Genomic DNA, 12,702 nt, shown 5'->3' with positions numbered 1-12,702 from the left:
CCAGTCCGGGGCGAAATCCGTAAAGGACTTAGTTGGCGGCCGGAGCGGCTTCTTCGGCGAGGGCAGCCTCAACCGGAGCCTCGGCAGCAGCGCCGAGATCGGCACCCATGGCGCTCGACGAACGGCTGATGCCATCGATGGCGGCGCGCGAGATCAGCGACACGTAGAGTTCCAGCGCACGGCTGGCGTCGTCGTTGCCCGGGATGGCGAAATCGACGGTGTCGGGATCGCAGTTCGTGTCAACGATGGCGACGACCGGGATACCCAGGCGACGGGCTTCCTTGATCGCGTTGGCTTCCTTGTTGGTGTCGATGACGAACAGCAGGCTCGGAACGTTGCCCATGTCCTTGATACCGCCGAGGTCGCGCTCAAGACGCTCCTGCTCGCGGCTCATCATCAGACGCTCCTTCTTGGTGCGGCCTTCGAGCTCATCGGGACCCATTGCTTCGAGTTCGCGCAGGCGCGAAATCGACTTCGAAATGGTCTGCCAGTTGGTCAGCGTGCCGCCGAGCCAGCGCGAGTTGACGTAGTACTGGGCCGACGAGCGGGCAGCTTCAGCCACCAGCGGAGCGGCCTGACGCTTGGTACCGACGAACAGCACACGACCGCCATCAGCAACGGTGTCGCTGACGAGCTGCAGGGCGCGGCTCAGGGCCGGAACGGTCTGGCTCAGGTCCAGGATGTGGATGTCGTTGCGAACGCCGAAAATATAGCGCTCCATCTTCGGGTTCCAGCGGTGCTTCTGGTGACCAAAGTGAACGCCTGCTTCAAGCAGTTGACGCATAGAAAATTCGGGCAGTGCCATGATGGCTACTCCTTTTACCGGTTGATGCCTCCACGAAGCCTTGCGACGGTTGCCCGCCACCGGATGGTCGCCTGATCGAGATCAGGGGCCGTGCTTCGTGTGTGAAATCGCGCTGACGCGCAGTCAAACGCAGGGGCCATATAGGTGAAATGCCACCCCAAAGCAAGGCCCGCAGCGGCAGCTCACTCGATTGATGTGGTGCCTGGACCCAAGGGACGCCTGGATCAGGCTGGAACGCGGAGAACTGTGCCCTGCCCCATCCTCTGGCAGACAGAGCCACACCGCATCAAGACACTCCCGGACCCGGCTCACCGCGCGCGCATCGCGCCGCAGGGCCTCGCCCCCCACCGAGACAGTGAGTCCTCACCGGGTCATGGGCCCACGGAGAATGGATTCCCGCCTGCGCGGGAATGACTCCGTGGGGCTTTTGGACAGTCACTGCAGGTTCTGCCGAACCCCATCAGCAATATCGTAATAGTCGCCCTTGTCGGCGACGAAAATGTGCATCGAAATCTTGGTCTTGGTCGGCGTATCGAAGGCGCCCATCATGATCCCGATCCAGTCGAGATGCGGCGGATCAAAAAATAGCGAAGACCCACAAATCGAGCAAAACCCGCGCCGCACCGTCTCCGACGAGTGGAACCACGTCACGTGCTCTTCACCCGCAATGCTCACAGCCGCACGCGGTACATCCGTCCCCGCCTCGTAATGCCCGGTATGCTTGCGGCACTTCGAGCAATGACACGCGGTCGGCGCCGGAAGCTCGCCTTCAACGGTGAACGTCACCGCACCGCATAAACAGGATCCTTTGTGCATCTGCCAGTCACCGGTGGTTTGAGATCAGCCCAGCATACCGCGATGCGGGCCTCTGTGAGCAAGGGGTTGTTGTTGCCTGCGGGCACTCAACTCCCACTGACCGCGTCACTACCACCGGGTCATTCCCGCGCAGGCGGGAATCCATTCTTATGGGCAAGCCGTGAAGAATGGATTCCCGCCTGCGCGGGAATGACTCCGTGGGGATGCATGGATCCAGCCGCCCGTTGGGACTGGCACCACACAGTCCGCAGCCCCCCTAGTGGAACCGCACGTCAGTTACGCCGTCGAGCGCCTTGATGCCGCCGGCGACTTCGGCGTTCAGGCGGTAGCCACCGGCGAGTTCAATCTCGTATTCGCGCGCCCCGCCATCGCGGATGACGACGAAATTGACCGACCCCTCCCCGCCCTTCTTGAGCTGGGCGCTGATCGGCCCCAGCGCCTTGGCATCGGCAGCAAACACCGTGAGCCGTCGATCCACCTTATCGGCAACGGCCTCGATGCCTTGCGCGGACAGCAGCCGCAGGCTGACGCCATCGGCGCGCTCATCGGCACCCACCTGCAAGATTACCGACTTGCCCGGTTGCAGCACCGCACCGAAATCGTTGATCTGCTCGGAAAAGGCGATGCACTCATAGCTGCCGCTCTGATCGGACAGGGTCAGGATCATCATCGGCGTGCCCTTGCGGGTTCGCCGATCCTGCCGCGAGGCAATGGTACCTGCAAGGCGGCCAGCCGAGGCCCCGTCTTTCACCGCGCGCTCGAAATCGGTCCATTTCTGCACGCGCATGCGCTCGAACAGATCGGCATAGGCATCGAGCGGATGCGCCGAGAGATGGAAGCCGATGGCGGAGAGTTCGCGGTCGGCCCGCTCGGTCGTGGTCCAGGCCGGCACGCCGGCAGGCAGCTTGATCGGCTCGGGCTCACCGGAATCGAACATATTCCACTGCCCCTCGTTGCGCTCGGCGGTCAGCGACTGGGCCACGCCCATCACCGTCTCGATGGCAGCAAAGGCCTGCTCACGGCGCGGCACCAGTTCGTCGAACGCACCGGCATTGGTCAGCGTTTCCAGCGTGCGTTTGGAGAGGACGCGCGGATCGACCCGACGGGCAAAATCCCCCAGATCCTTGAATGGCGTATTGCCGCGCACTTCCACAATATGATCGGCAACCTGCCGGCCAACGCCCTTGACGGCGCAGAGGCCATAATGGACCCGCTTGTCCTTGACCGAGAATACCGCCTGCGAACGATTGATGCAGGGCGGGACAAGCTCGATCTTGTTGCGCACCGCTTCGCCGCGGAATTCCGCCAGCTTGTCGGTATTGCCCATGTCGAGCGTCATCGAAGCGGCGAGGAACTCGTGCGGGTGGTGCGCCTTGAGATAGGCGGTCTGGTACGAAACCAGCGCATAGGTCGCAGCGTGGCTCTTGTTGAAGCCGTAGTTGGCGAACTTGGCCAGCAGGTCGAAGATCGTATCGGCCAGGCTTTTCTTCAGGCCATAGCTGATGGCGCCTTCGCGGAAGCGCTCGCGCTGCGCATCCATCTCCGCCTTGATCTTCTTGCCCATGGCGCGGCGCAGCATATCGGCTTCGCCCAGAGAATAGCCCGAGAGCAGCTGGGCGATCTGCATCACCTGCTCCTGGTAGACGATGATGCCATAGGTTTCGTCGAGCACCTTGGACAGGTCCTCGTGTGGATATTCCACCTCTTCGCGGCCATGCTTACGGTCGCAGAACAGCGGGATGTTATCCATCGGACCCGGACGATACAGCGCCACCAGAGCGATGATGTCCTCGAAACGGTCGGGCTTGAGATCGACCAGGGCACGGCGCATGCCGGCGCTTTCCACCTGGAACACGCCGAACGTGTCGCCCTGCGCATAGAGCTTATAGGTCGGCACGTCCTCGATCGAGATATCCTCGATGCGGAAGCTGCCGCCGTCCTGGTTGACCATATTGACGGCGTATTGAATGGTCGTCAGCGTCTTGAGGCCGAGGAAGTCGAACTTGACCAGCCCGGCCGCTTCCGACCACTTCATATTGTACTGGCAGACCGGCATATCCGAGCGCGGATCGCGGTAGAGCGGCGCCAGATCCTGCAGCGGCCGATCACCGATGATGATACCGGCAGCATGGGTCGAGGCGTGGCGGAACAGGCCTTCGAGATTCTTGGCGATTGCCACGAGATCGGCCACCGTCTCGTCCTCATCGGCCATCTGCTTGAACTGCGGCACCTCTTTCATCGTCCGCTCGATCGACCATGGATCGGCCGGATTGGCGGGCACCATCTTGCAGATGCGATCGACCTGACCATACGGCATCTGCAGCACGCGACCGACGTCACGCAACACGGCGCGCGCCTGCAGCGTTCCAAAGGTGATGATCTGCGCCACCTGCTCCGTGCCATATTTCTGCTGGACGTAGCGGATCACCTCTTCGCGGCGATCCTGGCAGAAGTCGATGTCAAAGTCGGGCATCGACACGCGTTCCGGATTGAGGAAGCGTTCGAACAGCAAGTTATAGCGCAGCGGATCGAGGTCGGTGATGGTGGTCGCATAGGCCACCAGCGAGCCGGCACCCGAACCACGGCCCGGGCCGACTGGAATGCCCTGCGACTTGGACCAGCGGATAAAGTCAGCCACGATGAGGAAGTAGCCGGGGAACTTCATCGACTGGATAATGTCCAGCTCGAATTCCAGCCGGTCCCAGTATTCCTGCTCGGTCTTGCCCGGGCCGGGGCCGACCTCAGCAAGGCGCTCGGTGAGCCCATCCTCCGCCATCTTCCGCAGGGCGGCGGCTTCGACGGCGACTGCCTCGCTATCGCTCAGTTCCGGTGCGGCGGCGAATTTGGGCAGGATCGGCGCGCGGGTGCGCGGGCGATAGGCAATACGGCGCGCAATCTCGACAGTCGAGTCGAGCGCCTCGGGCAGATCGGAGAACAGCTCCGCCATCTCCGCCCGGGTCTTGAAGTAATACTGGTCATTGAGCTTGCGCCGCTCGGTCTGGGCCAGCACGGTGCCGCCGGCAATTGCCAGCAGCGCATCATGGGCCTCGAATTCCTTGGAGGAGCGGAAGAATGGCTCATTGGTCGCCACCAGTGGGATGCCGCGCCGATAGGCGAGGTCCACCAACCGTGGCTCCACAGCGGCCTCCTGTGGCCGCCCATGTCGCTGCAGCTCGATATAGAGGCGGTCATCAAACAGGTCATGCAGGAAGGTGAGCCGCTTGACGGCATTGGCGTCCTGCCCGCTGGCAAAGGCCATATCGATGGCGCCTTCGGGCCCGCCGGTCATGCAGATGATGCCGTCCAGATTTTCGCGGGTCAGCCAGTCCATCTGGGCCTTGACCGCACCGCCATCGCCCTGAAGATAAGAGCGCGATACCAGCCGCGAGAGATTGCCGAAGCCGGTCTCGGTGGCCGCCATCAGCACGATGGAAGATTTGCCGCTCCAGGCGACATGCCCGCGTTCGCTGACCCGCTCTTCGTCGGCAGCGAAATCAACGGCCAGCTCCACGCCCACCAGGGGCTGGATACCTTTCTTGACCGCCTTTTCGGAGAATTCGAGCGCACCGAACAGATTGCCGGTGTCGGCGATGCCCAGCGCGGGCTGCTGGTCGTCCTTGGCCAGCCCCAGAATGGCTTCGAGCTGCAGCGCGCCCTCAAGCAGTGAGAAGGCGGAATGGACGTGCAGATGGATGAAGCCGGGGCCGCTCATGATTGACCTTTCCTAGGAGGCCTTTGTGACAGTCTCCGGGCCATCCCGATACCGGCCCGAAGACGCAATCCACAGGACCGTCACACGAGTCGGCTGAGCAAATCCATCCAGGTAACCGAGCCGATGGTGAAGGCACCGAGAGTGATGAACGCCATGAAGTCCTTGAGGAAGGTGAGCATGTCCGTCTCCTGTGTTTCCGTTACGTTCTTATAAGTTCCGCGTTTGTTCCTGTCCAGTGTGGAACACGGGAACAGTGGGGATTGGAAAGAAGTGGTTAGGAATTCGTTAGGACGTGTTTCGAATTGGTTGCGCAGAGCCAGGATTCTGTCGCTTCGCTACCCTGCCCGTTCACCGCAAGTTGAGGAGCCGTGTGGACGCTGGAACGTGAAAGGGTGGCGCATCAGTACCGCCCTCTGCCGGTTTCGTTCACCTGAGCGCACGCCAGATTTGCTGACCGGTTAGACGCCCTGGAGGCCAACGGTTCGAACCGGATCCGAACTCGCGCATTGTCGCCATGCAAACCACTGATACAGTGCAGCTTCAACAATGGGTCTGGAACGAAATTGTTCGGCATCGCTGACATTCTGCGCTCACTCACCGCCGACCTGAGCATCCTTGCCGCCATCATGGCGGCGATCTACCTGCTGGCCTTTGTCTGCGCCGTACGCGAAATCATGTATTCCCGGACCTCGCAGGGCTCGATTGCCTGGCTGTTGTCGCTGGCCCTGCTGCCCTTCCCCACGGCCTTTCTCTACCTGATCTTTGGCTGGAAGCTGTTCGACGACTATGCCACCGACCGGATCCGCAATGGCCGCGCCGCCCGGCCGCTGCGCGCCAAGGACCTCAGCCTGATCGACACGGAAACCAGCTCGCAATGGCCGGTGCAGGTGAAGGTCTCCGAAGTGCCCTTCCTCACCGGCAATGAGGTGGAGGTGCTGATCGACGGGCGCGCCACCTTCGATTCGATCTTTGCCGGCATTGAGAAGGCGCAGCATTACCTGCTGGTGCAGTTCTATATCGTGCGGGATGACCGGCTGGGCGAAGAGCTGGCCGAAAGGTTGATCGAGCGGGCCAAGGCCGGTGTCCGGGTCTTCCTGCTCTATGATGATATCGGCAGTTCCGGCATGCCCAAGCGCTTCCGGGTGCGGATGCGCGAGGCCGGGGTCAAGGTCGCCGGGTTCAACCAGCGCCACAAGTTTCTCAAGATCTATGGTCCCGCACGGATCAATTACCGCAACCACCGCAAGATCGTGGTGGTCGATGGCGAGGTCGCCTGGGTCGGCGGGCATAATGTCGGCGTCGAATATCTTGGCGAGGACAAGCACTTCGGACGCTGGCGAGACACCCATGTGCGGGTATCGGGTCCGGCCGCCCTGGGCTGCGCCCTGCTGTTCCGCGAGGACTGGGAATGGGCAACCGGCGAGAAACTCCCGGCGACACCGCCGGAATCCGTGCCGACGCCGGGCACCGAGTCGGTGCTGGTCATGGGCAGCGGCCCGGCCGACAAGCTCGAGGAATGCGCCATCGCCTTCACCGACGTGATTGCGCAGGCGCGCGAGCGCATCTGGATTGTCAGTCCCTATTTCGTGCCCGATACCGATGTGCGCACGGCCCTGTTCGCTGCGCAGCTGCGGGGTGTCGATGTGCGGGTGATGTTGCCGGAAAAGCCCGATCACAAGCTGGTCTGGCTCGCCAGCATCGCCCATGCCGATGCCATGGTGGAGCATGGAATCTCGATCTATCGCTATACCAGCGGCTTCCTGCATCAAAAGGTGGTGCTGATGGATGACCGCATCGCCACCATTGGCAGCGTCAATTTCGACAATCGCTCCTTCGCGATCAATTTCGAGATTACCCTGTGGTTCACCAACCACCGCACCATCAAGGCCGTCGAGACCATGGTGCTCGAAGACTTCAACAATTGTCGCCAGGTGGGGCTCGAGGAGGTGCGCAAGCGTCCATTGCCCATGCGCTTCCTCGCCCAGGCGGCCCGCCTGTTTTCTCCTGTTCTCTAAGGTATTTCAGCATGACTGAATTTCTGTTCCGTGAAGACAGCTATCTGCAATCGAACCCGGCGACGGTCGTCGCCATCACGCCCGAAGGCGGCATTGTTCTCGACCGGACTGTGTTTTATGCCGCGTCGGGCGGGCAGCCGGGCGATAACGGTCGGATCGAGCTGGCCGACGGTTCGAGCATGGCAATTGCCACTGCCATCCACCCGGATGGCGACAAAACCCGGATCGTCCATGTTCCCGCCGAGGGCCAGTCCCTCCCCGCGGTTGGCGACAGCGTCACGGCGCATCTCGATTGGGACCGCCGCTATCGCCTGATGCGGATGCACACCGCGCTGCACCTGCTCTCGGTGGTGTTCCCCTTCCCGGTGACCGGCGGCTCGATCGGCGCCGACAAGGGGCGGCTGGACTTCGACATGGCCGAGGCACCCGGCGACCTCCAGGCTTTGCAGGCGGCGCTCGACACCATGGTCAGCGCTGCGCATGCAGTGACCCACGAGTGGATCAGCGACGCTGAAATGGCGGCCAAGCCGGAAATGATCAAGACCATGAAGGTCAAGCCGCCCATGGGTCAGGGCCGCGTTCGGCTAATCCGCATCGGCTCGGTCGACCTGCAGCCCTGCGGCGGCACCCATGTTCGCAATACGTCCGAAATCGGTCCGCTAATGCTCGGCAAGATCGAGAATAAGGGTAAGCAAAACAGGCGCCTAAACCTGTTATTTGCGGAATAGAATCCGATAGGGAGGCAGGCGAGCTCTTCGTACGCCTCCCTCAATCAAGCACCACTTCCCCCACCCACTGCGCTGCCCGCGGACTTGATCCGCGGGTCACTCGTCGCATGTGCCGTGTTGAGAATGGCCCACGGGTCAAGCCCGAGGGTAGCTCGATGAGTGATTGAACCTAAGCGTCCCTATCGCACTGGCGGGGCGTAAAGCAGCCCACCATTGCTCCACAGCGCATTCTGCCCGCGCAGCAGCGCCGCCCCCGTCTGCGGGCCGAAATGGCGATCATAGAGCTCGGAATAATTGCCGATGGCGCGAATGACATTGCTCATGAATTCCGCCTTGAGGCCCAGCGGCGCGCCAAAGTCGCCCTCAACCCCGAGAATGCGGCGCACCGCCGGTGTTCGCGCTGCAGCCAGCGAGTCGATGTTGAGCGAGGTGATGCCCACTTCTTCGGCGTCGATCAGCGCGAACATCGTCCATTTGACGATGTTGAACCACTGATCGTCGCCCTCGCGGACCACGGGTCCCATCAATTCCTTGGAGATGCGTTCGGGCAGGATTCGATGGCTCGCCGGCTCGGGAAGCGCGCGACGAATGGCCTGCAATTGCCGGCCCGATGCCGAAACCGCCTGGCAGCTCCCGGCGACGTAGGCAACAGCTAGGTCGGCTACATCCTCGTAAACCACCTCGGTGTAGGTGGCCTGATTGGCAAAGAAGAATTCTTCCATCCGTTCGAGATCGCCGGCGGAGTCCACCACGCAGATGCTGACATCGTCCAGTTCATAGGCCGAGACGAAGCCGAGCGATTGCGCCACCATGAAGGCCTGCCCGTCATAAAAGCTCGGGGCGACATAGCTGGCGCCGTAAAGCGTATCGCGGCGTTGCGTCCACGGACCGTTACGCGTCAGCACGTCGACTTCGCCGGTCTGCAACGGGGCAAAGCGCGCCTCGCCGCGCAGCGAGCGGAACTCAATCAGGTCGGGATTGCCGAATACAGCGGCGGCAATGCCGCGGCACAGATCGACATCAAAGCCCGACCAGCGGCCCTCGGCGTCCATCTGGGCAAAGCCCGGCAAGGGATTGGTGGCCCCGCAGATCAGGAAACCGCGCTCGCGCACCGCATCGAGCGTCTGTGCCTGGCTTGCGCCAGCGGCAGCCAGCACAAGGGCGGCAGCCCCTGCGATGCGCGCTCCGACTGACAGCAATCGCCTGATGGATTTCGTCAAACCGCGCACGCCTTGCATGGGCGCCTGTCACTCCGTTGCGGAGTTGCGCCCTACTTTGAGTTGTGAATTGAAGACCCCGCATTGCTGCGCCCGTCTCCGTTGCCGTGATGACGGGCATATTGGCAGTCAACCAGTTCGGGTCAAGGCAGCAGGCGGATTGCCCCAGTCTTTTCGACAGGACAATCCGCAGCTTGGCAGCTAGTGCAGTATCTGGCTGAGGAACAGCTTGGTCCGCTCATGCTGCGGGTTGGAGAAGAACGCCTCTGGCTCGTTCTGCTCGATGATCTGGCCCTGGTCCATGAAGATGACCCGGTTCGCGACCTGCCGGGCAAAGCCCATTTCGTGGGTCACGCAGATCATGGTCATGCCTTCCTGGGCCAGCGAGATCATCACCTCCAGCACCTCCTTGACCATTTCTGGATCGAGGGCCGAAGTGGGCTCGTCGAACAGCATGATCTTGGGCTGCATGCAGAGCGAGCGGGCAATGGCCACACGCTGCTGCTGGCCGCCCGACAGCTGGCCGGGAAACTTCATCGCCTGCTCGGGGATCTTGACCCGTTCCAGATAGTGCATGGCCATGTCTTCCGCCTCGGCCTTGGGAACGCCGCGGACCCAGATCGGGGCCAGGGTCAGGTTCTGCAGGATGGTCAGGTGCGGAAACAGGTTGAAGTGCTGGAACACCATGCCGACTTCACGGCGCACTTCATCGATGCGCTTGAGGTCGTTGGTCAGCTCCGTGCCGTTGACGATGATCTGCCCCTGCTGGTGCTCCTCAAGGCGGTTGATGCAACGGATCAGCGTCGATTTACCGGACCCCGAGGGTCCGGCAATGACGATGCGTTCGCCCCGCATGACGCGCAGGTCGATATCGCGCAGCACATGAAAGTCGCCATACCATTTGTGCATGCCGACGACATCGATGGCGACATCGGTATCCGAGACGGTCATGCCCCCGGGCGCGGCACTGGTGCTTTCGGTTTGGGAAACTTGGTTCATTAGCCTTACCTCTTGTGCCCTGTATTGAGACGCCGTTCCATGAACAGCGAATATCGAGACATGGCGAAACAGAAAATCCAGAACACGAAGGCCGCAAACAGATAGCCCGTCACCGCCTGGGTCGGTGATGCCCAGTCAATATCGGAGGATGCTGCCTGCACCGTGTTGAGGAGATCGAAAATGCCGACGATGGAGACCAGCGAGGTATCCTTGAACAGCGAAATGAAGTTGTTCACGATCCCGGGAATGACGTGCTTGAGCGCCTGCGGCAGGATGATGAAGAACATCCGTTTCCAGTAACTCAGGCCAAGCGAGGCCCCTGCTTCGTATTGGCCACGCGGAAGGGCTTGCAGCCCGCCGCGAACCACTTCGGCCAGATAGGCCGAGGCGAAAAGCGTCACACCCACCAGAGCCCGCAGCAGCTTGTCCACCGTCATGCCCTGCGGCATGAACAGGGGCAGCATGATCGAGGCCATGAACAGCACGGTAATCAAGGGCACCGCGCGCCACAACTCGATGAACATCACGCAGAGCGTCTTGATGATCGGCAAGTCCGATTGCCGTCCCAATGCCAGCAGGATGCCGATCGGGATGGAGCAGATGATGCCCACCAGCGAGATGATCAGCGTGACCATCAGGCCGCCCCACTGCTCGGTCGGCACTGGCTTGAGGCCAAAGACGCCGCCATTGAGCAGGTAGAAGCTGACCACCGGGAACACCACGAAGAACAGCAGCGCATTGATGCCCTTGTAGGGAATCGCCGGCCACAGCAGTGGCACGATCAGCACCGCCCCCATGGCAAACACGATGTTGGGACGCCAGTATTCGCTGATCGGGTAGAAGCCATAGATGAAGAAGTTGAAGCGGGCAGCGATATAGGCCCAGCACGCTCCCGCATTCTCGACCCGGCATTGTTCGACGGTACCGCCGGGCGCCACGGCATTGCCGCCCAGCGAGGTTGGAAAGATGAACCCATAAATGGGCGGCACGGCCCAGATCAGGAACAGTACGCCGATGATCGTGAAGATCGTATCGACGGGCGTTGCGAACAGATTCTTGCGGGCCCAGCCGACCAACCCGCTGCTGCGGGTGGGTGGGGATTGGGACGGCGCCATGTCAGTGCGGACAAAAGCAATGCTCATGATCGCGCTCCTATCGCTCGACCAGTGCAACGCGCCCGTTGTACCAGTTCATGAAAGCTGAGGTGAGCAACGAGAACGTCAGGTAGACCGCCATGGTCATGGCGATCACCTCGATCGCCTTGCCGGTCTGATTGAGCGTCGTGCCGGTGAAGACGTTGACCAGTTCCGGGTAACCGATGGCTGCGCCCAGGGACGAGTTCTTCGTCAGGTTCAGATATTGGCTGGTCAGGGGCGGAATGATCACCCGCATGGCTTGCGGAACGATCACCAGGCGTAGCCGGTCCCCCTCCTTGAGCCCCAGTGATTGAGCCGCCTCGGTCTGGCCGTGGCTGACTGCCTGGATGCCACCCCGCACGTTTTCGGCGATGAATGCGGCGGTATAGATGGTCAGGCCGAAGACCAGAGCCACGAATTCAGGTGGCAGTTCGAGCCCGCCCCTGAAGTTGAAGCGCTGCAGTTCCGGCATGTCGAAGGAAACGCTGGCGCCGCTGAGCACGAAGCCGACGGCCACCACGACAAGGAAAAGCCCGATGGAACTCAGCAGGACCGGGAAGCGCTTGCCTGTGGTTTCCAGACGGCGCTTGGCCCATCGGCTGAGCGCGAAACACAATACGAGGGCCAGCACCACGGCCGCATAAACCCAGACGAACTGGTCATCGGGCACCGGCTTGGGCACGAACAGGCCACGCTGATTGATGTAGATGCCCATGGGCAGTGAAATGCTGTCGCGCACTGCCGGCATCGCCTTGAGCACGGCGAAATACCAGAAGAACAGCTGCAGCAGCAGCGGAATGTTGCGGATGGTCTCCACATAGACGGTGGCAAACCGCGAGATCAGCCAGTTCGATGACAGGCGAGCGATACCGAGGACAAAGCCCAGGATGGTCGCAAAGAAGATGCCGATGACGGCGACCAGCAGCGTATTGAGCAGGCCGACGAGAAAGGCCTCCCAGTAATACGAACTGCGATCGAACGGGATCAGCGTGAAGCTGATATTGAACCCTGCGGTCCGGAAGAGAAAGTCGAACCCGGTCGACTTGTTCTGAGCCGCCAGGTTTTGGGCGGTGTTGACGATGATCCAGGCGAAGAAACCAATGACGATGGCAGCGACGACGACCTGGTAGATGATGCCTCGGACCACCGGATCGTTGAAGAACGATGTCCGGGGTGGCGCAGTCCGCAAATTACCTTGCACGGCCATGGGGCGATAGGTCCTCTCAATCAAGAGCAGGAGCGCTTGCGTGGAACTTCAGACAAAAACGACAAAC

General features: G+C 61.5%; 9 protein-coding genes. 2 read left to right on the top strand and 7 right to left on the bottom strand.

The features are described from left to right. Positions 1-28: 28 nt before the first annotated feature. The 3 genes from rpsB to dnaE all read right to left on the bottom strand — a co-directional run bounded on the left by rpsB (position 29) and on the right by dnaE (position 5,333). Entirely contained in the window at positions 29-805 is a 777-nt protein-coding gene (rpsB, locus tag BUA69_RS13315; RefSeq protein WP_046135982.1) for a 30S ribosomal protein S2, read from the bottom strand. A 435-nt stretch (positions 806-1,240) separates the two neighbouring features. Beyond that, positions 1,241-1,621: a GFA family protein gene (locus BUA69_RS13310; RefSeq protein ID WP_046135981.1), complete on the bottom strand. Its 381-nt coding sequence runs from the start codon at positions 1,619-1,621 to the stop codon at positions 1,241-1,243. Between the two features lie 256 nt (positions 1,622-1,877). Continuing rightward, positions 1,878-5,333: a DNA polymerase III subunit alpha gene (dnaE, locus tag BUA69_RS13305; protein ID WP_046135980.1), complete on the bottom strand. Its 3,456-nt coding sequence runs from the start codon at positions 5,331-5,333 to the stop codon at positions 1,878-1,880. 563 nt (positions 5,334-5,896) lie between these two features. Here dnaE and cls point away from each other — a divergent pair. Next, positions 5,897-7,348, top strand: coding sequence for a cardiolipin synthase (gene cls, locus BUA69_RS13300; protein WP_244468787.1), 1,452 nt, complete (start codon positions 5,897-5,899; stop codon positions 7,346-7,348). 11 nt (positions 7,349-7,359) lie between these two features. Next, positions 7,360-8,076 carry an alanyl-tRNA editing protein gene (locus BUA69_RS13295; RefSeq protein ID WP_046135979.1) on the top strand — a complete coding sequence of 239 codons (717 nt, stop codon included), beginning with the start codon at positions 7,360-7,362 and terminating at the stop codon, positions 8,074-8,076. A gap of 179 nt (positions 8,077-8,255) precedes the next feature. Here the strand turns inward: BUA69_RS13295 and BUA69_RS13290 are convergent, their stop codons facing one another. The 4 genes from BUA69_RS13290 to BUA69_RS13275 all read right to left on the bottom strand — a co-directional run bounded on the left by BUA69_RS13290 (position 8,256) and on the right by BUA69_RS13275 (position 12,635). Beyond that, on the bottom strand, positions 8,256-9,296 hold the full coding sequence (locus BUA69_RS13290; RefSeq protein WP_160300140.1) for an amino acid ABC transporter substrate-binding protein: 1,041 nt from the start codon (positions 9,294-9,296) through the stop codon (positions 8,256-8,258). Positions 9,297-9,494: 198 nt separating this feature from the next. Continuing rightward, positions 9,495-10,292, bottom strand: a complete 798-nt coding sequence (locus BUA69_RS13285; protein ID WP_046135978.1) for an amino acid ABC transporter ATP-binding protein — start codon at positions 10,290-10,292, stop codon at positions 9,495-9,497. A gap of 5 nt (positions 10,293-10,297) precedes the next feature. Continuing rightward, positions 10,298-11,434 (bottom strand): amino acid ABC transporter permease, encoded by a 1,137-nt coding sequence (locus BUA69_RS13280; protein WP_046135977.1) that lies wholly within the window; start codon positions 11,432-11,434, stop codon positions 10,298-10,300. 10 nt (positions 11,435-11,444) lie between these two features. Then, positions 11,445-12,635 carry an amino acid ABC transporter permease gene (locus BUA69_RS13275; protein WP_046135976.1) on the bottom strand — a complete coding sequence of 397 codons (1,191 nt, stop codon included), beginning with the start codon at positions 12,633-12,635 and terminating at the stop codon, positions 11,445-11,447. Between the last annotated feature and the right edge of the window lie 67 nt (positions 12,636-12,702).

Origin of the sequence: Devosia limi DSM 17137 (assembly GCF_900128975.1) — a bacterium.
In the GTDB taxonomy this organism is placed as follows: domain Bacteria; phylum Pseudomonadota; class Alphaproteobacteria; order Rhizobiales; family Devosiaceae; genus Devosia; species Devosia limi.
Note: the sequence above shows the minus strand (reverse complement) of the source record. Positions and strands in the feature narration are given on the sequence as shown.